The organism is Marinobacter antarcticus (assembly GCF_011049865.1).
GTDB classification, from domain to species: Bacteria; Pseudomonadota; Gammaproteobacteria; order Pseudomonadales; family Oleiphilaceae; genus Marinobacter; species Marinobacter antarcticus_A.
Genome location: NZ_DRGY01000075.1, coordinates 1 through 22,526, shown reverse-complemented (window position 1 = coordinate 22,526; position 22,526 = coordinate 1). Strand labels below are relative to the sequence as shown.

Below are 22,526 nucleotides of genomic sequence, written 5' to 3'. Positions count from 1 at the left end.
CTAGTCCCGCCCTTCCAGCGCCGCACGCATCTTCAAAGTGACCAGCACCGTATTGAGGTGCGGCACTGCAATGCCGTGGCGCTTGGCTAAGGCGACCACATTACCCAACACGGCGTCCCGTTCAATCGGCCGATCGTTCAGATAGTCCAGCGCCATACTGTTCTTGTAGGCCGGCATTTTCCGGGTGCCCTCGATGTTCTGATCGATCAGCGCCTCGTCCATGGGATAGCCCTCTGCCGCAGCCACGGCCATCACCTCGCGCATCATATCCCGGATCAGATCTTCGCCCCCCGCCGTATCCAGAATGGTCAGGGTATCTGCACCGTTGGCAATAACAGACACAGGATTGAACGGCGTGTTCCAGAGGCACTTGCGCCAGCGCTCGCCTACAACACGCTCGGTCAGGTCGATCTTGATACCTCCCTCGATAAACAGCTGAGACAACACACGGCAGCTTTCATCAATACCTTCCGGATAACGCCCCATTACGAGCTTGCCGTAGGCTTTGTGCTCAACCACACCGGACTCTGTGCGGCTTGCGGCGATAAAAGCCAGGCAGCTTATAAGCGGATTGTCCGGGTAGGCATCGGCCAGCTCCTTTTCGATATCCAGACCGTTTTCGATCAGCACCAGGCGGGTTTTCTCACCCATCCAGGGCGCAACCAGCGCAACCCGATCCACACCGGGCAGAACTTTCACACACAGAATCAGAAAGTCCGGTGTCTCTTCCGGCAAGTCGCCGTCACGGTATACATGATCGGGTTCGTAGGACAGGTCTCCAAGCGGGCTCGTGATGCGAACGCCGTGCGCCTTGACGGCGTTATAGTCGGAACGCAACACGGTGCTGACCGGGCAACCGGCTTTCTTCAGAATGGCGCCGTAAAAGCTGCCAATAGCGCCGGCACCTACAATCAGAATACTGGGTTTATCGCTCATGTTAAGTCCTTCCCTTTCCATTCTTCCTCCTGAAGTGCTCGCCACATCAACTTACCCGTAGGGGATTTTGGCAAGGCGCTCACAAACTCGATAATAGTCGGTACTTTATAGGCCGCCATCTGCTCTTTGCACCAAACGGTAATCGTCTCAACGCTGGTGCTGCCTTCGGCCTCAGGCGTGAGCACGATGCAGGCCTTCACCGTTTCACCACGCTTGGGATCCGGGGCTGAGATAATGCACACCTCATGAATGGCAGGGTGCCGGTACATCAGGCCCTCAACTTCCGACGGCCAGACCTTGAATCCAGACGCGTTGATCATCCGTTTGATGCGATCAACCATGAAGAAGTAGCCTTCTTCGTCGTAATACCCGAGATCTCCGGTGCGGAAAAAACGCTTGCCGTCAATTTCAACAAACGCAGCATCGGTTTCAGCCGGCCGATTCCAGTAACCGATGGTGACCTGTGGGCCGAACGAAACAATCTCACCGGTTTCACCCGGTGCTTTCTCTTGCAACGTTTCAACATCGATAATCCGGCTATCCACATCAAACACGGGAATACCCAGACACTGGGCCTTGGGCTTTGCGTTGGGGTTGATGTGGGTTGCGGCCATGGTCTCTGACAAACCATAGCCTTCAATGTAGTTAAGGCCCGTGAGTTTTTTCAGCTTTTCCGCCACGGCGCCGGGCATGGCTGCACCTCCGCCACCAATCATGTTGAGGCTGGAGAGGTTGTACTTGCCAAGGTCCGGGTTGGAAAGAAAGTCCACCGCCATGGTGACGATGTTGGTCCAGCCGGTCACCTTATAGCGCTCGATGAGCCTTGATGCCGTGGTGCGATCCCAGCGGGTCATTATAACCGAAGTGGAACCTGCAAAAATCGGCCCGTTCATGGAGCCCGTCATACCGGTGACATGGAAAAACGGCAGAGTGGCCAGTTGCACGCTGTCGGAGGTGCTGAGGTTCCAGAACACACGGTGTACCGCTGTTGCCATCACCGAGCGATGGGTGTGCATACAGCCTTTGGGCGCACCGGTTGTACCGGAACTGTAGGGGATAACGGCCAGATCTTGCGGGCCTGCGGTGTGTTCCTGAAGGCTGAATTGAGGATTAAGTCCCGCCGCCATGGCAGCTTCCCAGCTCACCAGGCCCGGAACATCGCCCGACCAGGCCGGGCTTGCAACTTCCGCCGGCAAATCCAGGTCGGTATCCGGCTTGATGTAGGTGCTGTAGGAAGCCACAACAATGTGTTCCAGATCGGTTGTTGCCAGTAGCGGCGTGATGTAACCCACCAACTCCTGACCCGCCAGGCATAACGCCGCGCCCGTATCCGCAATGTAGTGTTCAAGCTCAGCGGCCCGGTTCATGGGGTTTATCGGGATTACCACCGCATCTGCCCGCAGAATGGCGTAGTAGGAAATCACATACTGCGGCGAGTTCTGCATATACAGCAGCACCCGATCGCCTTTTTTCACACCCTGCGCCTGCAGGTAACCTGCCATGGCCTCCACTTCCGCCAGCAGCCGACGGTAGGTAATAAAGGCATCGTAGAAGATGATGGCTGTGTGATCGGGATAGCGTAGGGCCGATATTTCCAGATTGGTGAAAACACTGGTTTTCGGCAGAGTCATGGTCTTGGGCAACTCTTTAGGCCAGACCCCATAATGGCGTGTGAACATGGACATGGTTCTCTCCAGGTTTAAATCAGTCTGTCTGCAGGGCAGACAAATCAAATTCTTTGGTATCCCCGGGCAGGGAGCCTTCGTGCCGCAGGGGAGTGATGGCAATGGCCCTGCCTCTCAGCACAGCCACGTCGGAATCCGGCGCAACAATGTGCCGGGAGCTGCGATCAAAACCCAGCCACCAGTAAGGCAGGTTGCGGGCGTCTGTACCGGATTGCAGGCGGGCTTGCTGAATGGAACCGCTGGACTGTTTGCACCAGCGCGCAGCAACAATGTCTTCCGCCTCGCAGGCGGGAAAGTTCACGTTCCAGGCCCGCGTTTCGCCAGGCCGCCACAGCCTACGGATTATCGCTTCACCGAAGCGCTCCACGGGCGCCCAGTCGACGCCTTCCCGGGACAAAAAGGCCTGGCTCAGGGCAATGGCGGGAATGTTCATGTGCTGGGCGCTGAGCACCGCACCTACCGTGCCCGAATACTGCACCGAATCGCTGATATTCGCACCGCAATTGACACCGGACAACACCAGGTCGGGGGGTGTTTCATTAAACCAATGAGCAAGAGAATACAGCACGCAGTCGGCCGGAGTGCCGGAAACCGAATAGCGTTTGTCTCCGGTTTCATAGACTCGTAAAGGATGGTGTATGGAAATACTTTGGCCCGCGCCGCTGCGATCGTGCTCCGGCGCAACAATCCACACTTCTTCTGCCAGATTGCGGGCAATTTTTTCCAGCCTCGCCAACCCCGGGGCGTTAATGCCGTCGTCGTTAGTTATGAGGATGCGCCGAACGATGGGTGCCATCATGTCAACTCTCATGTCTGCTCTCCTGCACTGGCGATTTTCCAGCCGGTTTCGGCCAACAGGCTGGCGCGCTTGCCTACCTCAAGTGCGTTGGCGTTGGCGGCGTTACCGTCCAGCGCGCGCTTGTAGACACCCTGAACGATAGACGCCAGTCGGAACAGCGAAAACGCAAGGTACACATGCCAGTCTGTAATGCCCTCGCGGCCTGTTTTGGCGCAATAGCGAGCGATGGCTTCCTGCTCACTCGGTATACCCAGTGCGCCCAGATCTTCCCCCAGCAGTCCGCGCATGCCCGGCATATCGAACGGCAAATGATAGGGCAGGCAATAATAAGCCAAGTCCGCCAGCGGGTGCCCGAGCGTTGAGAGCTCCCAGTCCAGCACCGCGATCACCTCGGGCTTGTCTGGCGCCAGCATCAGGTTGCCGAAACGGTAGTCACCGTGAGCAATCGCGCATTCATCGGTGGACGGTAGATTTTCGGGCAGCCACGCCATGAGTTTGTCCATGGCGGGCATGTCGTCGGTTTTGGCCGCAAGATACTGCTTGGTCCAGCGTGAAACCTGACGCGCCACGTAGCCTTCCGGCCGGCCGTAATCACCCAGGCCAACGGCATTCACGTCAACAGAGTGTAGTTGTGCGAGTGTATCGATGGCACAGTGGTGAGCAGGCAGCCTTTCCTGACGATCCAGCTCTCGCAAAGCGGAATGGCTGACGATGCGGCCCTCCAGAAAGTCCATCACGTAGAAGGGCGTACCAATGATCTCGCTGTCTTCACACAGGACTCTGGCCTTGGGCACCGGAAAACCGGTGTTGTCTGAAAGTGCCTGGATTACCTTGTACTCTCGCTCGACCATGTGGGCGGAGGGCAGAGTTTTTCCTGGTGGTTTTTTCCGCAGAACATAACGGCCGCCGTCGGTTTCCAACAGGAACGTAGGATTCGACTGACCACCCTGAAACTGTTTTACTTCAAGACGGTTACCGAAGTTTGGCATTGCTTGCTGAAGCCATGACAGGAGCCTGGCTTCGTCAAATTTGTGTGCTGGCAGAACCTCCACCAATTCCGGCTTCATACTCATGATTCGCCCTAGCCTTTTTTAATCTTGAAATGCCGCCGCCTGCAAAAGGTCGGCGGACGGCGGGTGGTGTGTCTTTCTGCAGGGAACAAAGGTGTCTGAGCGCAGCGAGTTCTTTTTCCCGGAAGAAAGACACACCACCCGCCGGCCTAACCACCAATCGCGAGGCCCCGTCTCAACAAATAGTTTCGCCGCCGTCGGCGACTATGGTTTGGCCGGTTATGTAAGCACTCGCTTTGGTTGATAAAAATACGGCCAGGCCGGCGATATCGACCGGGTCGCCGATTCGTCTTAGCGGGGTTTTGTCTTCGGCGCGTTTAACGCGCACCGGATCTTCCCAGAGTGTTCGGGCAAAGTCGGTTTTAATCAGGCCCGGGGCGATGCTGTTGATGCGAATACCCTTCGGGCCCCATTCAACTGCAAGATTCCGGGCCAGGGCCGCCTCGGCCGCCTTGGATACACCGTAGGTACCGATCGTGGTGTTACCGCGGATTCCGGCGATGCTGGACAGCATCACAACGGCGCCCTCGCCTTTCTCTGCCATCTGCGGCAGCACCATATTGGTGAGCCAGAAAGAACCTTTAACGTTGGTGTCCATAATCTTGTCCCAGGCCTCGTCGGTCATTTCGGAGGTTGGGCCGTAAACCGGGTTGGTGGCAGCGTTGCAGACGAGCACGTCGATAGTGCCCCAGGCTTCGTTGGTTCTATTCACCAGGTTCTGCAGATCGTCTTTTTTACCCACGTGGCAGGGTATGGCCATGGCCTCGTAACCTTGCGCTTTCAGCTCATTCGCAACCTGCTCACAGGCGTCGGCCTTGCGGCTGGAGATTACAACTTTTGCGCCCAACCGGGCCATTTCTTCGGCGATTGAACGGCCGATGCCTTTGGTGGAACCTGTGATCAGGGCCACCTTGCCGGTCATATCAAAAAGTGGGTTATTCATAACTCGCGCCTCCTCAAAGGTTTCGGTCTGATTATCGGTACTGGCGCAGTTCGATTTTGGCGACGGAATCCAGATGCACCTCATCCGGGCCATCTGCCAATCGCAATGTGCGAACCTTGGCCCAGGCTGAGGCGAGGAAAGTGTCCTGGCTCACGCCCGCCCCACCGTGCACCTGAATGGCACGGTCGAGCACCTTCAACGCCATGCTTGGCGCAATCACCTTGATCATGGCGATTTCCTGACGGGCCACCTTGTTCCCCACGGTATCCATCATGTGTGCCGCTTTCAGCGTTAACAGCCGCGCCTGCTCAATCTCGATGCGGCTGCGGGCGATGTCCTTGCGGATAGAGTCGAAGCTGGACAATGGCTGGCCAAACGCTTCGCGCTCGTTTGCGCGCTTGCACATCATTTCCAGCGCGCGCTCAGCAACGCCAATGGTGCGCATGCAATGGTGAATGCGGCCTGGCCCAAGACGCCCCTGGGCGATTTCAAAACCACGCCCCTCGCCAAGCAACATGTTGCTAACGGGCACCCGCACGTTTTCGTAATGAATCTCGGCGTGGCCGTGGGGCGCATGATCGTATCCAAACACCTTCAAAGACCGAATCAGTTTTACGCCGGGGGCATCCAACGGCACCAGAATCATCGACTGCTGCTGGTGCTTGGGCGCGGTGGGATCGGTTTTGCCCATGACGATGGCAATTTTGGACGTGGTGGTCATGGCACCTGAGGACCACCACTTTTTGCCGTTGATCACATACTCATCGCCCTCACGACGGATCTCGCAGGCAATATTGGTGGCATCAGAGGACGCAACGTCGGGTTCTGTCATGGAGAAACAGGAACGAATTTCGCCTGCCAGCAACGGTTTCAACCACTGCTCCTGCTGTTCTTCATTGCCATACCGGGCGATGGTTTCCATGTTGCCGGTATCCGGTGCGGAACAATTGAACACCTCCGGCGCCATTTCAGAGCGACCCATGATTTCGCAAAGATGGGCGTATTCAAAGTTGGTCAGGCCTGCACCCAGATCGCTCTCTGGCAGGAACAGGTTCCAGAGGCCCTCGGCCCGCGCTTTCGCTTTGAGTTCCTCGATGATCGGAACCGGTGCCCAGCGGTTCTGGGCCTGTTCAATCTGTTCGTGATGCGTGTGCTCGTTGGGATAAATGTACGCATCCATGAACTCGTTCAACTGCACCTGCAGTTTTTTTGCTTTGTCAGACAACTCGAACATGTCGGCTTCCTTTTTATTGATATCGATTCGATGAGCGGCCTTTCAGCTGGCCCGGATTCTGTTTTGTGAACACACAATCAGATAGGAACGCCTTCGGGCTTGTCGCTGCCTGACCGTATCCGGAAGGTGGCTTCGGCGATGGCAAGCAGATTGCCCTTATCGTCGTGAACCTCACCGGTGCTGTTAAAAATGCGCGTACCGCCGGCCCGCTTGCGGCCCGTCACGCGAATGATGCCGCTGGAGCATTGACCGGTGAACGTGGTGGTCAGAGACAAGGTGATGGCTTTGCGCATCCGTCCCGGATAAGGACAGTGTGTGCCCGCCTGGGCCATGGCAATATCGAGCAGTGACGTCAGCACGCCACCGTGAATGACGCCACCGAGGTTCAGGTGCCTTGGCTGCAATTCCAGCTCTATAACCGCTTCGTTTTCCTCCCACAAAGCCTGGCGGTAGCCAAGCAGGCTATGAAAGCCCGGCAGTTCGGAACCATCCACATAAGGCAATTCTTGCTTACTCATTACACTTTCATTCCTGGCAGGTTCAAAGAGGCGGTATTGCCGCCATCCACCGGCAGCGCCTGCCCGGTGATGTAACTGGCGTCGTCACTGGCAAAAAACAGGATGGCCGCTGCGATCTCTTCCGGGTCGCCGTAACGGCGCAGTTCGCAGCGAGCGCCCAGTTTGTGGGCTTTTTCATTAGCGCGGGCGTAGTCAAATACCGCTCTTGTCATACCGGTTTCGACCAGGCCCGGGCAAACGGCGTTCACGCGAACGTTGTCATCACCAAGATCACACGCCGCCGTCATGGTCAGATTAATGACTCCCGCCTTGGAGGCGCTGTACGCATTGCCTCCAGCGCCGGAGCGGATACCCGCAACCGAGGCGGTGTTCACAATAGACCCGAGTTTGCGCGCCTGCATGTGAGGTGCAACATGCTTGATGAGTAGCATGGTGCCCACCAGATTTACCGACAGCACCTGATCCCACTCGCCTCGCTCGTTGGCGGTTACCGGCGGGTGGCCTTTGCCTGTGCTGGCAATACCCGCGATGTTACAGAGGATATCGATTTTCCCGAACGCGCTAATAGCCTCGCTTACCAGGTCTTTTACCTGAGCTTCATCAGCAACGTTGACGAGGCGGCGGCGATGTTCAGCGTTCTCGGGCATCAGGTTTCCGGTTTCAACCAGGCCGGATTCCGACGTGTCAGCCATAACCACTTGGGCGCCCTCACGCGCCAGCCGTAACGCGGTCGCCCGACCAATACCACTGCCGGCTCCGGTGACAATCGCCACCCGACCATCAAAACGCTTCATGCCGCTGCTCCTTGTTCTTGTGTCTCAGGTTCTATTCTTGCGGGCCTTAATATTGCGCTGGCGATTTTGCTTTCGCATTAATTTGTCATGCCTTCCGCTTTTGAGTCAATATAATCGGAAGTAAATTTCACTAGTCAAAACACCATAGCAGCATAAGGCACTAAAATGAAAAATAACGTGATCGAAATGCCGGTGTACGCGCCCACAACTCCCAACGAATCCATGGAGGCCATCGGCCACCGGATACAGGGGTTTGCAACCACCCGCGCGAATCACCCCGCCGTTATCAGTGAACAAGGCTCTTTGAACTGGCGGGGCCTGCTGAATCAGACCAACCAAATCGCCAACCGCCTCAGGGCGGCGGGCCTGCAGCACGGCGACTCTGTTGCAGCACTGTCAGAGAACAGCGTTGACTATGTCGCTCTGTATCTTGGCGTGCTGACCGCCGGTGGCTGCATGGTGCCGCTGTCAGGCATGGCCAGCGCTGAAACACTGCAGCTGATGCTGTCCGATTGCAGCGCACGGTTCCTGTTTGTGTCGCAGAAAAATCGAGAGCTCCTTCAAGGCTTTCGGCCCGGACTGGAAGACCTGCCGGCCGACCGGATTATTTCTCTGGATGACGATAGCGAAGGGATTGGGCAGACCCTGAGTGACTGGCTCGGCGGTGCCCCAACCGAGGCGCGCCCCGCAGACGTCACGCTGGACGACGGCTTCAACATTATCTACAGCTCCGGAACGACAGGCACCCCAAAGGGCATCCTTCACGATTACCGATTCCGCCAGCGGCAGATGGAGCGCATGAGCCGTTATGGACTGGATGCCGACGCCGTTAATCTGGTCTCTACGCCGCTGTACTCCAACACCACACTGGTTTCGGTGCTGCCTACGCTGTTTCACGGTGGCACTTTGGTCGTTATGGCAAAGTTCGACGCCCGACGGTTTCTGGAACTGGCCGAAAAACACCGCACAACCCACGCCATGCTGGTGCCGGTGCAGTACCAGAGAATTCTGGCGGAACCGGAATTCGATCGCTTTGACCTCTCGGGTTTCAAGCTGAAACTGTGCACCAGCGCGCCCCTGAGACCCGACGTGATCGCCGATGCTATGGCCCGCTGGCCCGGCAACATACGGGAAGTTTACGGTCTGACCGAGGGCGGCATATCAACCAGCCTTGACTGCGCTGCGCACCCGGATAAATGGAGCTCGGTAGGCATTCCAACGGAAGGCGCGGAAGTGCGCGTCATCGACGATGATGGCCATGAACTTCCCCAAGGCGAGACCGGCGAGCTGGTTGGCCGAGCCATTTCCATGATGCGGGGCTACGTAAACCGGCCAGAGCAAACCCGGGAGATGCTGTGGGAAAGCCCGGAAGGCGATGCATTCTTTCGCAGCGGGGATATGGGGCGAATAGACGAAGACGGCTTTATCTTTATTCTCGATCGCCGCAAGGACATGATTATTTCCGGCGGATTTAATATCTACGCGGTCGATCTTGAAAAGGCGCTGCTGGCACATCCTGCGGTCGACGACGCGGCGGTGATTGGCGTTCCAAGCGAGCAGTGGGGCGAAACCCCGCTGGGCCTGATCGTACTCAAACCCGGGCACCAGGGTTCCGCCGCCGGGATACTCGAATGGGCCAACAACCAGCTAGGCAAAAGCCAGCGCATCTCGGCTATTGAGCTTCGGGATGAGCTACCCCGCTCAACCATCGGCAAAATCCTGAAGCGGGAATTGCGCGCGCCCTATTGGCACGGATTACGGCATCACTCAATTGCTGATACATTGCCCGCGTCAGCGCATTTTTCTTTTCGGGGCGATTAATAACGAGCTGAAGTACGCCTTGATCCTGATGGCTGTCGATCATTGGACTATCCTTTTAGAAATATTCTACGGTCTACACTCAAAACATCCTATTGCAAAAGCCTTATCTTGTGATAGATTCAGAAAACAATAATTCACCCTGCAATCGTCAGTTCTGCACAGTGAAACAACAAGCCACATCATTACAACAACGAACGAGGCAACGTCATGAATCTCTTCGCCAAAACACGCAAGACCCTCACAGTTTACGCGTCAGCCCTGACAATCGGGGTTTCCGCCGCCCTGTGCGCAGCGCCCGCTGCAGCCCAGGAAACGTTTACCTGGAAAGTGCAGTCCCACTGGCCTGGCGCCAGCAGTTCCTATACTGACAGCCTGGTAAGGTTGCAGCGCGTACTCGACGAACGCACCGACGGGCGCCTGAAGCTGAAGCTCTATGAAGCAGGCGCTTTGTTCAAAGCTCAGGAAACCTTTAATGCGGTAAGCCGTGGCATTCTGGAAATGGGCACGATCTCTCCAGCCTACGCTCAGGATAAGGTATCACTTGCCGGTATCGCCTCCGGCCTGCCCTTTGCGTTCCGTAACGTGTGGGAAGCCGCCTACTTCCATAAAGGCATGGGTTTTGAGCAGATGCTTCGCGATGAAGCTGCGGAACACGACGTTTACTGGGCAACCGACAAGGTTTACCCCACCGAAATGGTGGTCAAAAAGCCGATCAACAGCTGGGAAGATTTCACCAGCCTGAAGATTCGCTCGTCTGGCGTTCTGCAAAAGTTCCTGACCGAAGCGGGTGCAGCAGCCTCTTATATTCCAGGCAGCGAGCTCTACTCGGCACTGGATTCCGGCATCGTTGACGGCGCTCACTGGGGTGCCGCTCAAGGTGCCTCCAGCATGGCGCTGTATGAAGTGGCCAAGTACCACGTGAAACCGGCACTGAACATTGCGGGCACGGACGTCATCATTGTCAGCATGAAGGCGATGAACAAGCTGCCGGAAGACATGCAGAAGATCGTCAAGGATGCGCTTGATGAGCAATTCTGGGTGCGCACCAACGAGTACCTTTACAAGGAGCGCGTCACTCTGGCCAAGGTTATCGCCGAGCAAGGTGTGCAGGTGAACGTAATGCCAGATGACGTTCAGGACAAGCTGGTAAAAGCCGCACAGGCAAGCTGGGACGAAGAAGGCAAGCGCAGCCCCAACGCCCAAAAGGCGCTGGATATGCTGAAAGGCTACCTGGCCGAGCTCGGCTACCTCTAAGCCGCGAAAGCGGATAAGTCAAAAAGGCCGGAGTCTTTGACCTCCGGCCTTTTTATCCCTGAAGAACCCAACATCCTCTGGAGAACGCCATGAGCGTGCTGACCGCATTCATAAGTGGCGTTACTCGCCTCAATGACTTTGTCGGGCGCTGGATAGCCCTGCTCATATTCGCCATGTTCGCGTTCCTGTTGCTGGAGGTGGGTTTCCGTTACCTGCTGAACGCACCCACCGTCTGGACCAACGAGCTTACCCAAATGCTGTTCGGCGTTTATGCGGTCATGTCCGGAGGCTACATCATGGCTCATCGTGGCCACGTTAACGTCGACCTGCTGCACTCGCAGCTATCGCCTCGCAAACGGGCGTTTATGGATATTTTCACCTCACTGATATTTTTCACGTTTACGCTTGCGCTGCTGTGGTTCGGCATTGATATGGCCAGCGAATCCATCGCAAGCTGGGAGACCACCTATTCAGCCTGGAACCCGCCAGTCTGGCCGGTCAAGCTTGCCATCCCCATTGGCACCGGTTTGCTGGTTTTACAGGGGCTTGCAAAACTCCTTGAAGACATCGCCATTGCATTCGATCTGGATTATCAGCGCCCGGATGAGAGCGCCTCTGAAGGAGAGCACTCATGAGTATTGAAATCCTGACGCTGCTGTTTTTTGGCTCGCTCCTGTTCTTTCTGATACTGGGTTTGCCGCTGGCCTTTGTTCTGGGCGGCGTTTCAGTGATTTTCCTCTATTTCACCTGGGGATTTGATTCCTTCTACATGGTGGCCTCGCAGATCTGGGGCACCATGGGCAGCTTTACCCTGGTGGCCATACCGCTGTTTGTTTTCATGGCCATGGTGTTGGAACGAACCGGCGTCGCAAAGGATCTGTACCGCATGATGCACCTGTGGTTTGGCGGCTTGCGCGGTGGCCTGGCTATCGGAACCCTGGTTATCTGCGCCGTATTTGCGGCCATGGTTGGCATCAGTGGCGCCGCGGTTGTTGCGATGGGAACCATTGCACTGCCCTCCATGCTGGAACGGGGCTATGATCGTAAAATGGCCCTGGGCGTTATCAATACCGGCGGCGGCTGGGGCATTCTGATCCCACCCAGCATTCTGATGATTCTCTACGCGCTTATTACCGGTGTATCCGTAGGCCAGATGTTTGCTGCCGGCATCATGCCGGGCGTTCTGCTGATGGTTATGACCGTTATTTACATCCTCGTACGCTCTACCCTCCAGCCGCACCTGGCACCAGCCCTGCCTCCAGAGGAACGTGGCACTTGGCCTGAGAAACTCCGTGCGTTAAGAGCCGTGCTGCTGCCCATTGGCGTTGTGATCATGGTGCTCGGCTCCATTATCGGTGGCATTACCACGCCCACGGAAGCCGCCGCCATGGGCGTTCTGGGCTCGCTGATTTCGGCTGCGGTTTATCGCCAACTCAAGTGGAGTATTCTTCAGGAAGCGGCGATCCGCACGTTCAAGCTCACGGGCATGATCATGTGGATTCTGTTTGCCGCGCACGCCTTCAGTGCGGCGTACCAGAGCATGGGCGCACAGGACCTTATAGAGGGCTTGATGCAGCACATTCCAGGCGGCCCTTGGGGCATCATCATTGCGATGATGGTGATCATCTTCTTCCTGGCCATGGTGCTCGACCCGGTTGGCATTATGCTGATCACATTGCCGGTATTCATGCCTATCGTGAAATCTCTCGGTTTTGATCCGGTGTGGTTCGGTATCCTGTTTGTGATCAACATGGAAATCGGCTATAAAACGCCACCCTTTGGATTTAACCTGTTCTATCTGAAAGGGGTCGTACCACCGAACATTACCATGAAGGATATTTACACCTCCGTGGTACCGTTCGTGATCATCGAGATACTGGCCATTGGCATCATCATGGTCTTTCCAGAAATCGCTACTTGGCTGCCGGGCGTGTTTTTCTAGCACGCGTTAATTTATGACGAACAAAACCAGCACGAAAAAAACCCGAAATGCCCTGTTCATGTTCGTGGGCATGATGCTGGTTGCCCTCAACCTGCGCCCGGCACTCACCAGTGTCGGGCCCATTCTGAAAACCATTGGTGACAGTCTGTCGCTGTCATCCATCGGCCAGGGTGTGCTCACAACGCTGCCCGTGTTGCTTTTGGGCCTGGCGGCACCACTGGCGCCGCGCGCCGCGCGCAAGCTCGGCATGGAGCGGGCCGTACTGGTCGCCCTCATTATTCTGGGCGTGGCAATGATTGTGCGACCTTACTTTGGAGTGAGTGGCCTATTCTTGGGTACGGCGGTGGCCGGCGGCTGCATTGGCGTGATGAGTGTTCTTTTACCAGGCATTGTGAAACGCGACTTCCCCGAGTCAGCAAGCCTGATGACCGGCATCTATACCGCCGTGCTGTGCACCGGCGCGTCAATCGCGGCCGGAGCGACTGAACCTCTGCGCATGGCGTTTGACAGCGCCTGGCAGCCCGCCTTGGCATTCTGGGCCATTCCTGCCGTTATCGCCGCAGTCGCCTGGTGGCTTCAGCTTGATGGCAAGCAAACCCCCAAGACACCCAACGCCCCGAAGAAGTCTCTTTTCAAAGACAAGCTGGCCTGGCAGATTGCCTTCTATATGGGGCTGCAGTCCTCATTGGCCTACACGGTATTTGGCTGGTTACCGACCATCCTGCAAGACCGGGGCATTGAACCGGTTAACGCCGGGCTGGCAGTGTCGGTATCGATTCTTGTGCAGGTGCCAACAGCCATTGCGGCCCCATGGATAGCCAGCCATATGCGCGACCAGCGAGCCATGGTGGTGCTGGTCATGGTGGCCACACTCACCGGAATTGCCGGCAGTATTTACGCGCCCATTGAAGGAATCTGGCTGTGGGTAATCGTGCTCGGTCTGGGCCAGGGTGGCTCGTTCAGCATCGCACTTACTTTACTTGCGGTGAGAGCGCGCGATGCAGACACCGCCGCGCGCTTGTCGGGGATGGCGCAGAGCGTTGGTTACACTATGGCAGCCCTGGGGCCGCTATTGGTGGGTGTTCTGCATGAGCGCTTCGATAGCTGGAACGTTGCGGGTATTTTCCTCAGCGTTATTGGCATCGGGGCGATCGTAGCTGGCCTCGGCGCAGGCCGCAGGCTCTATGTGCTGGATGACTGATCCGACGTTTCCTATGGCGTGCCATCGCCTCTGACACCCAACCGGTCGAGGTAAACGTGCAGCTCCGCCTCGCTCATATCAACGTATTCCAGAACCCGGCCATACAGCATAACGGTGGGAACGTTGCGGCCGTTCCGCTCCTCCTGGTTCTGATGCACCAGGTACAGAATAAGCCGCTCCGTGCGGGTCAGGCCGTCGCGCGCATCCGGAATCACGTCCAGAATAGCCGGCCATTCGTCAGGATTCATAATCATCCTTTTATTCCACACTGCTATAAATAAAACGTCATAATAGTACCTCACCTGATTAACGCATGAATCGAAAACTACCGCCCCACTCGCGCTCTCGATTCGCGGTAACTTACCGTCAAGTTATAACTTTTGCTCAATCTCGGCTAGTCTGATTTAAAGTGCATGAATCCATCATTGAGGCAAGACCAGTATATGGTAAAACTCCGGGTGGCTGCGGCTCAGATAACAAAGTTGCACTGGATAGTCATCGGTCTTTCCTTGTTGTTGACCATCACAGCCTGGCAAATTTCTGCGCAAATTGCCGATGCCAGAGCTAAAGATCAGTTTGATCAGAGGGTTCAGCAACTCAATACGCTGCTGATGGATCGGATGCAAAAATACGAGTTTGCCCTGCTTGCCGGTGTTGGCAACATCCGCGCCAACGACGGTGACGTCTCACTCACTCAATGGCAGCGCTTCGCAGAGTCACTTGCTGTGCAAGATCGATTGCCTGGAGTGAGCGGGATTGGCGTTATTAAAAGGGTGCCGGAAAGCAGTCTCGAATCCTATGTTGCAAAACAGCGACAAGAACGTCCAGACTTCCGAGTTCACCCTCTTCACACAGGAACGGATTTTTGGCCGATCACCTATCTTGAACCGTTAGCCGGAAACGAAGCCGCCATTGGCCTTGATATGGCCCATGAATCAAACCGTTTCACGGCTGCTCAAAAAGCGATGCGTACAGGTGAGACGCAGATCACCGGCCCCATAGCCCTGGTGCAGGACGACGAAAAAAAGCCGGGCTTTCTGTTTTTTCACCCCTTCTATCGCACTTCGAAAGTTCTGCAACAAGAAAACAAGGAAGCAACTTTCCTGGGCCTTGTGTATGCACCGTTTATCGTTTCCCGGCTGATGGAAGGCACTCTGGCGAATAGCAACCGGCTGCTGCATTTTCGCATCAGTGATGGTGAACACGAGCTGTACAGCGAGTTCCGTCAAACGGCAGAGCGCAACTACGACACCTCACCTATGTTCCAAGCCTCTTACTCTCTGGGTATATATGGCCGGGAATGGACATTTGATGTGCAGTCAACACAACTTTTTGAAAAGTACAATGTCAGCAGGCAACCTGCAGCCATTCTTATAGGTGGTCTGATTATCAACGGATTGATTCTGACCGCGTTCCTCCTGCTATCGAACGCAAAGCGGCGGGCCGAGCAGGAGGTTATCGAGAAAACTGCTGAACTGAAAATGCAGAAACAGGAGGCCGAATCTGCGGTCAAGGTGAAAACGGCCTTCCTGGCAAATATGAGTCACGAAATCCGCACACCCATGAACGCTGTTATCGGTATGCTAGTGCTCTTGAAAGAAGCACAGCTAAACGATTACTCCCACCGACTGGTGAACAAGGCATTTTTCGCATCGGAAATATTACTACAATTGCTGAACGATATACTCGATCTGTCCAGAATCGAAGCGGATCATATTGAACTGGATTATCAGCCATTTGAAATTGAGTCGCTGGTCCAGCGAAGCGTTGAGTTATTTGCGATCGTTGCTGAAGAGAAAGGGCTGAAACTGCGCGTTAACATTGCACCTTCCACTCCCCGCTATGTAACAGGTGATCTTCTGCGAATCTCCCAAATTTGTAGCAATCTGGTCGGGAACGCGATTAAGTTTACCCACGAAGGCAGCGTGAGTGTCAGTATCGGGTTTTGCAGAATCGACGACACTCACGGAACGCTAAAAATTACGATAAAAGATACCGGTATCGGTATCAGGGAAGAAGACCAGCAACGTGTCTTTGAAAACTTCCGCCAGGCTGATGAATCCACCAGTCGCGTTTTTGGTGGGTCGGGCCTTGGCCTCGCCATCAGCAGCCATCTTGCACAATTGATGAAAGCAACTCTTACGCTGGAAAGCGCTGAAAATGAGGGATCCAAGTTCACGCTCCTGATTCCTGTTGCGCTGGCAGAGAACGAAAAAAACATCGGCACTCGCCATGTTTCCAGTCCTATGCGGGTCTATCACCACGGCCTCGACCATAACCTCTCTTTGCTGGAGGCTTATCGCGAGCATTGGTCATTGGAATTGACACCAATCCCGGACCTGCAACAGATCAAATCCGTATTGGCAGAAACACAGATTAACGAAGGCGCGATGCCCTCAATGATTATCATCGATATGGAAAATATCGGAACAGAGGTCATAAAAACGCTCGTCCAGGAGCTATTGGTTGTGCCGGAACGATACCCGCTGACTCGTCTGCTGATAATCGTCCCCGCTGGGCTCAAGCGCGACTGGATGATTGAATATCAGAACGCTGGCGGGCGTGTGGCATTTGAACCACTAACCCCCTCCAAGCTTTTTGATCAGTTGGCGCCGCAGCAGCTCGACGAACACACCGTTATATCCACTCCCCGCTCTTTGTTTCAAAATCTGAGAGTGCTGATCGTTGATGACGTGCATCTTAATTGCGAAATCGTCGCAAGCTATCTAAACTCCTTTGGGGTGGACTCGAAGTCTGTCCATAACGGAGCTCAAGCCATGCATCAGCTTGAAACCCAATCGTTTGATCTTGTTCTTATGGACCTGCATCTGGACGGTGAAACCGGGCAGGATATTGTCGCGCAGATTCGTAGCCGGGAGGACATAAAACAGCCGGTTATAGCCGCGCTTTCGGCCTCGATATCGGAACATGATCGCAGCAGCTCTTACGCCGTAGGCATGGATGATTACCTCACCAAGCCCGTTCTTCCCGGAGATATTCAGAGGCTGCTGCAGGCTTTTTTCAAAGAGCATGTGATGACACAACCAGTGCCCGACTCTAACAATAATACAGACGGCCCCGAGCAAGCCCATCAGCCCGGCCTGCCGGATTTCATTTCACACTCTGTTTACCAGGAAATGTTCGGAGCCGATCCCAGCCTTTTTAATCGTTGCGTGCGCAGCTTTGTGGCCAGCTCAACACAAATGACGGCTGAAATCGAAAACTGCCGGCTTCTCAATGATCCGAAAATGACCAAAGCAGTTGCCCACAAAATAAAAGGTGCTGCAGCCAATATTGCCGATACCGAGTTGGTGCGCATTTCAGCGCAGGTTGAAAAGGCCATAGACACTGGAGAGTCTGCGCTCGGTACGGAAACGCTTCTGACCACACTGACAGAACACGTCCGTCAACTCTCGGAAATGACGTTTATTGACGAAACACCAAGGCTGACTGATAGTGCCCGACGAGAGCCAATCAGCCACATCATTGCGCGAATGACACAACGGTTGGGTAGTAATCGTATTGCGAGGGATAGCGATATCGATCAGGTGCTGCAATTTCTGCGGGAGAACGGCGAGACCATTCTAGCATCCCAGTTAGCCCAAGCACTTGAAACTTATAAATTTGAACAGGCAATCAATCTGCTTGCGAAGATCAAATCCAAAAGCCAGGGTAGCCAGTCTGATGGAAGTAAATAGAGCGCCCATAGTGCTAATCGTTGAAGATGACCCCGTCGGTATTGCCAGTTTGGCTGGCATTCTGGGCGACGCTTGCGAATTGGTCATTAGCCAGAGCCTTGCGGAAGCAAGGCGGCTCTTGTCTGAAGAAATAGATATCGTGCTTCTCGATCTATACCTGCCCGATGGTTCGGGGCTCGATTTTCTGAACGAACTGAGAGCTTCTGAATTGTATGCCTACGTACCGGCAATCTGCATTTCAGCGTCTGATAAAATACAGGATATCGAAGAGGCTTTCCGGCACGGCGCAACAGACTACGTACTGAAGCCATTCAACAAAACCATACTAAGCGCCAAAGTATCCACATTTATTGATCTGAAACGTAAAACAGACATGCTGGCAGCGGCTGCATTGACCGATCCACTAACCGGCATTGGTAATCGACGCCTGTTCAATCAGCAGCTTGATCTCGAATGGCGGCGCGCCAGGCGCCAGGACTGCTCAGTTGGCCTGGTGCTTATCGACCTGGATCACTTCAAAAAGATTAACGATCAGTATGGACATGCCCAGGGCGACCTGTGCCTGCAAAAACTCGCAACGGCCATGAACACATGCTTTGTAAGAGCCGGAGAGGTCGTTGCTCGCCTTGGTGGTGATGAGTTTGCCGCACTCATCCCCGGAGCCGACTTGCGCAACACAATAACGGTCGCAAACAACCTTGCCCATGCCGTGCAGACAGAGCTCCAGAACTGCCTGAATTTCGCAAAAACCTACACACCCTTCACCCTGTCTATAGGCTGCGCAGCAACTCAGCCATCATCTCATTCCAATACTGCCGAATTAATTGCCGCTGCGGACAAGAGTCTTTATGAGGCCAAGGAAGATGGAGGGCGCAACTGTGTCAGACCCTTACCTTGATTTATCCAGGCAGGATGGGCCGGTTGATTTAAAGTCGGCCTGCAGCCCGAAAATTCTGATTGTCGATGATGAGCCCACGAACGTTCGCGTTCTGACCGATGCGCTTAGCCGGGACTACGATCTGATTATTGCAACCAATGCCTCCGAAGCCATGGATATTCTGGAGCAAGGCGACAAACCTCACCTTATTCTGTTGGATATAATGATGCCCGGAACAGATGGCCTGCAGATGTGCCGCAATCTGAAGGCCCGACCCGATTTACAGCATATACCGGTTATATTCATTACCGCCCTGAGCGATCTGAAATCAGAAGAGAGGGGGTTTGAAGCCGGTGCTGTGGACTATATCCACAAGCCGATTCGCCTGGCTGCCGTCCGGGCCAGAGTGCGCACACACATTTCCCTGAGCGGAATGCTTGATCACATGATCGCGCTTAATCAGAATCTAAAAAAACGGATTGAGCTACTTGGCAACGCAGGCAAGCCAGACACAGGCCTTTTCGAGAGCGTCTTCATGGCCACCTCGGAGGGCATCGTCCTACTGGATGCTCACTGCAAAATTGTCGCGGTTAACGCCGCGTTCTCCCGCATTACGGGATATTCCGGAAAAGATGTACTCAACGTCAGTTATGCCTCGCTGAACCAGCATCCTGATAATCTGGCATGCCCGGAAAACATCCTTGCTCATCTGGCTAAGCACGACCATTGGACTGGAGAGCTTTATAATCGTCGGAAATCCGGTCAGCCTTACCCCGAACTGCGCACACTCAGTACAATCCGCTCAAAAAATGGTGAAATCACACACTATATTTCGGTTTTCAATGATATCTCCGGCGTCAAAGAGACAGAACAGCGATTAGAAGAACTGACGTGGCGCGACCCTGTTACCGGACTGCCGAACCGGGCTCTTTTCCTGAATCAGTTGGTTACAGTGCTGAAGTTCTGCAATCATGGAAACGTGTCCACCGCCGTTCTTGTTGTTGATATCGACAACTTTCGATATATCAATGAAACCTATGGTTTCAAATGTGGCGACCAGGTAATCAAGGAATTTGCCAGGCGCCTTCGGGCTGCAGTTTTCTCAGACGACTCCATAGCCAGACTTTCAGGTGACGAGTTTGGCATCGTCCTGGCCCCTAAACAGTGGAGCATAGATGATGCCTACCGGGTTATTCTCGCGCTCTACAATCGCATCCAGAACACGCTGACCGAACCCATCCAGTATGGGAACAACCCTGGTCTGCGTCTTGAGGTAACCGTTGGTGCGGCCCTGTGCCCCACGGAAAGTTCAGACTCACCCTCTTCCGCGCTTCAACACGCTGAAACCGCTCATCGCAGTGCCAAGGTAGCTAACCGGCCAATCGCCATTTTTGAAGATTCGATGAGCGAAAAAATTCGCCACCAGTTACAGATTGAATCAGAGCTCAACCAAGCTATTGAACAGGATCAGCTGGTACTTTACGCACAGCCTCAACTTTCACCAGACAGGATTCTATACGGGCTGGAAATCCTGATTCGATGGCATCATCCCGAGCGCGGCCTGCTGGGCCCGGATGAGTTTATCCCTCATGCGGAAAATTCCCGGCAAATCGTAAAAATCGAACGCTGGGTCTTGCGCAAAACGCTTGAAAAAATGCGTGAGCTGCATCATATCAATCCAACCCTGATGTGCGCTGTGAATATCTCCGCAAAGCACTTCGCAGAAGACGACTTTGTGGAGACGGTGACAAATGCTGTCATAGCCTCCGGATTCCCCTCAGAACTGCTGACACTCGAGCTGACAGAAAGCGTGTCAGCTAACGACCTGGACACAGTTGTGGAGAAAATGGAGGCCATCCGAAGCCTCGGCTGCACTTTTTCATTGGATGATTTTGGAACAGGCTATTCTTCGTTGTCACGGTTACAGCGCCTGCCAATATCCGAGGTTAAGATCGACAAGAGTTTTATGCTGTCAGCGCCAAATAACCCCATGGCTGCCAATATCGTTGAGATGGTCGTGCGGATTGGCGAAACCATCGGAGTCCGCGTTGTTGCCGAGGGCGTGGAGGCCGAGGCGCATGCACACTTCCTGTCCTCACGACACCCCAACGTACATCTGCAAGGGTATTTTTTTGGGGTTCCACAGCCTATCGAGGTTTTCCTGGAGTCTCTGGCCAAACACGATACGAGTTGAACCATCGAGACAATGGATTCATCACTGGTCCTTCAGATCGTGCTTGCCAATCTGCAGCGTCGGCCGATCAGCGTCCACTTCGGTCAGCGGCGAGCATTCCCGCATATTCGCCAGGCACCGCCGTGTAAGCGCCTGATACTCCTCAGTGCCGCGTCGCTTCCAGCCAACCTCTTTCTCACTCAGTTGGCGCAGCACCTTGGCGGGCGACCCCACGATGAGCGAGGCAGGCTCACAACTGAAGCCGCTTTTCACAAAGGCGGCCGCGCCCACAATGGACCGCGCAGCAATCACAGCTTCATCCATTATTACGGCGTTCATCCCCACCATGGCGTCGTCTTCAATCACGCAGCCGTGAAGCACCGCGCCGTGCCCTATGTGGCCGTTGCGCCGGATAATCGCATCGCGCCCGGGAAACGCGTGAACAACGCAGGTGTCCTGCAGGTTGGCCCCCTGCTTCATCACAATACGACCAAAATCACCCCGTAAAGACGCGCAGGGCCCAACGTAGCAATCCGGCCCAACGTGCACATCGCCAATGAGCACAGCGGTGGGGTGCACGTATGCCGATGGATGCACCACCGGCGTCACACCATCAATCCGGTAACAAGGCATAAAACGCTCCTTATAACGTGTTTGTTCTTTCGTATCTTAAGCTACTTTTTCTGTATCGGAACAGATAGTGCGCGGTTCGCAGTGTGGAAAGGCCCGGCCCGGGCTCTTCCGTTACGACCTAAGACTAAAGGTTAACAAAATAAATAACCATATAAATCATAAATCTACAGACGAATAACTTGATTTCATAATAACGTGATACAAAAATTTGGTTTCAGATTCTTGACCGGTATCAATTCAACCTTATACTCTTTTGATAAATCAATGAGGGGGTACCGCCCAGCGGAAGCCACCCTAATCCGCATCAAGTCGCCGCATCATTAAACTACAAGGATTCTTTCATGACCGAGCAGAGTGTGCTTCTTGATATCGACCAGGGGATTGCAAAAGTTACCCTGAATCGCCCTAAAAGCCTCAATAGCTTTAACGTTGAAATGCATGAGCAAATGCGTGCCGCGCTGAATACCATCCGCAACGATCACACCGTGCGAGTCATGCTGCTTACCGGCAACGGCCGGGGTTTCTGTGCCGGTCAGGACCTGTCAGATCGCAGCGTCAAGCCCGGCGACGAAGCGCCGGACCTGGGTTTCTCCATCGAGACTTACTACAACCCGTTGCTGCAGAGTATTCGAGACCTGCCCATGCCGGTTATTTGCGCGGTGAACGGCGTTGCAGCTGGCGCCGGCGCCAACATCGCGCTGGTCTGCGACATCACAATTGCGGCGAAGTCTGCAAACTTTGTTCAGGCCTTCTGCAAGATTGGCCTTATTCCCGATTCGGGCGGCACCTGGACCCTACCGCGCGCAGTAGGAATGGCCCGCGCAAAAGGCCTGGCCTTATTGGGTGACAAGCTGAGCGCCGAGAAGGCGCAAATAACCGGCATGGGCAGGTCTCGAATACTCTGCAGCAACGGGTTGTAGTAAGTCTCGATGGAGAAACCCAGGTCCG

General features: G+C 54.7%; 18 protein-coding genes and 1 pseudogene. 9 read left to right on the top strand and 10 right to left on the bottom strand.

Annotated features, from left to right (window positions below; all coding sequences use genetic code 11):
• The 8 genes from ENI00_RS09425 to ENI00_RS09390 form a co-directional block, all read right to left on the bottom strand.
• Positions 1-936, bottom strand: coding sequence for a ketopantoate reductase family protein (locus ENI00_RS09425; RefSeq protein WP_304101551.1), 936 nt, complete (start codon positions 934-936; stop codon positions 1-3).
• Complete coding sequence (locus ENI00_RS09420) at positions 933-2,615, bottom strand: long-chain fatty acid--CoA ligase (protein ID WP_304101562.1); 1,683 nt, start codon at positions 2,613-2,615, stop codon at positions 933-935. Before ENI00_RS09420 ends, ENI00_RS09425 begins: the two co-directional genes overlap by 4 nt.
• A gap of 25 nt (positions 2,616-2,640) precedes the next feature.
• The gene (gene surE / locus ENI00_RS09415; RefSeq protein ID WP_304101561.1) at positions 2,641-3,420 is read right to left on the bottom strand and encodes a 5'/3'-nucleotidase SurE; all 780 of its coding nucleotides are present in this window, start codon (positions 3,418-3,420) and stop codon (positions 2,641-2,643) included.
• An 8-nt stretch (positions 3,421-3,428) separates the two neighbouring features.
• Positions 3,429-4,493, bottom strand: a complete 1,065-nt coding sequence (locus tag ENI00_RS09410) for a phosphotransferase (protein ID WP_304101550.1) — start codon at positions 4,491-4,493, stop codon at positions 3,429-3,431.
• A gap of 172 nt (positions 4,494-4,665) precedes the next feature.
• Positions 4,666-5,433: an SDR family NAD(P)-dependent oxidoreductase gene (locus ENI00_RS09405; protein ID WP_304101549.1), complete on the bottom strand. Its 768-nt coding sequence runs from the start codon at positions 5,431-5,433 to the stop codon at positions 4,666-4,668.
• A gap of 31 nt (positions 5,434-5,464) precedes the next feature.
• Complete coding sequence (locus ENI00_RS09400) at positions 5,465-6,667, bottom strand: acyl-CoA dehydrogenase family protein (protein WP_304101548.1); 1,203 nt, start codon at positions 6,665-6,667, stop codon at positions 5,465-5,467.
• A 77-nt stretch (positions 6,668-6,744) separates the two neighbouring features.
• Positions 6,745-7,185, bottom strand: coding sequence for a PaaI family thioesterase (locus ENI00_RS09395; protein WP_304101547.1), 441 nt, complete (start codon positions 7,183-7,185; stop codon positions 6,745-6,747).
• A complete protein-coding gene (locus ENI00_RS09390; RefSeq protein ID WP_304101546.1) occupies positions 7,185-7,979 on the bottom strand; it encodes an SDR family NAD(P)-dependent oxidoreductase in 795 nt (264 codons plus the stop codon). Before ENI00_RS09390 ends, ENI00_RS09395 begins: the two co-directional genes overlap by 1 nt.
• A gap of 165 nt (positions 7,980-8,144) precedes the next feature.
• Here ENI00_RS09390 and ENI00_RS09385 point away from each other — a divergent pair, with 165 nt between their 5' ends.
• From ENI00_RS09385 to ENI00_RS09365, 5 genes are all read left to right on the top strand, one after another.
• Positions 8,145-9,800: a class I adenylate-forming enzyme family protein gene (locus tag ENI00_RS09385; protein WP_304101545.1), complete on the top strand. Its 1,656-nt coding sequence runs from the start codon at positions 8,145-8,147 to the stop codon at positions 9,798-9,800.
• A gap of 207 nt (positions 9,801-10,007) precedes the next feature.
• Positions 10,008-11,054 (top strand): TRAP transporter substrate-binding protein DctP, encoded by a 1,047-nt coding sequence (dctP, locus tag ENI00_RS09380; protein ID WP_304101544.1) that lies wholly within the window; start codon positions 10,008-10,010, stop codon positions 11,052-11,054.
• Between the two features lie 89 nt (positions 11,055-11,143).
• Positions 11,144-11,689: a TRAP transporter small permease subunit gene (locus ENI00_RS09375; RefSeq protein ID WP_304101543.1), complete on the top strand. Its 546-nt coding sequence runs from the start codon at positions 11,144-11,146 to the stop codon at positions 11,687-11,689.
• Positions 11,686-12,996: a TRAP transporter large permease gene (locus ENI00_RS09370; RefSeq protein WP_304101542.1), complete on the top strand. Its 1,311-nt coding sequence runs from the start codon at positions 11,686-11,688 to the stop codon at positions 12,994-12,996. The genes ENI00_RS09375 and ENI00_RS09370 overlap by 4 nt, the downstream gene beginning before the upstream one ends.
• Positions 12,997-13,009: 13 nt before the next feature.
• Positions 13,010-14,197 carry a CynX/NimT family MFS transporter gene (locus tag ENI00_RS09365; protein WP_304101541.1) on the top strand — a complete coding sequence of 396 codons (1,188 nt, stop codon included), beginning with the start codon at positions 13,010-13,012 and terminating at the stop codon, positions 14,195-14,197.
• An 11-nt stretch (positions 14,198-14,208) separates the two neighbouring features.
• Here the strand turns inward: ENI00_RS09365 and ENI00_RS09360 are convergent, their stop codons facing one another.
• Entirely contained in the window at positions 14,209-14,445 is a 237-nt protein-coding gene (locus ENI00_RS09360) for a hypothetical protein (protein WP_304101540.1), read from the bottom strand.
• A 195-nt stretch (positions 14,446-14,640) separates the two neighbouring features.
• Between ENI00_RS09360 and ENI00_RS09355 the strand changes: the two genes are divergently transcribed.
• The 3 genes from ENI00_RS09355 to ENI00_RS09345 are packed head-to-tail and all read left to right on the top strand — an operon-like array spanning position 14,641 to position 20,966.
• Entirely contained in the window at positions 14,641-17,895 is a 3,255-nt protein-coding gene (locus ENI00_RS09355) for a CHASE domain-containing protein (protein ID WP_304101539.1), read from the top strand.
• Entirely contained in the window at positions 17,882-18,793 is a 912-nt protein-coding gene (locus ENI00_RS09350) for a diguanylate cyclase domain-containing protein (RefSeq protein WP_304101538.1), read from the top strand. The genes ENI00_RS09355 and ENI00_RS09350 overlap by 14 nt, the downstream gene beginning before the upstream one ends.
• Complete coding sequence (locus tag ENI00_RS09345) at positions 18,774-20,966, top strand: EAL domain-containing response regulator (RefSeq protein WP_304101537.1); 2,193 nt, start codon at positions 18,774-18,776, stop codon at positions 20,964-20,966. The genes ENI00_RS09350 and ENI00_RS09345 overlap by 20 nt, the downstream gene beginning before the upstream one ends.
• Positions 20,967-20,987: 21 nt before the next feature.
• Here the strand turns inward: ENI00_RS09345 and ENI00_RS09340 are convergent, their stop codons facing one another.
• The gene (locus tag ENI00_RS09340; protein WP_304101536.1) at positions 20,988-21,578 is read right to left on the bottom strand and encodes a phenylacetic acid degradation protein PaaY; all 591 of its coding nucleotides are present in this window, start codon (positions 21,576-21,578) and stop codon (positions 20,988-20,990) included.
• A gap of 341 nt (positions 21,579-21,919) precedes the next feature.
• On the opposite strand from ENI00_RS09340, the pseudogene ENI00_RS09335 reads away from it, so the two are divergent.
• Positions 21,920-22,462: pseudogene (locus ENI00_RS09335) on the top strand (enoyl-CoA hydratase-related protein); the annotation flags it as partial.
• Between the last annotated feature and the right edge of the window lie 64 nt (positions 22,463-22,526).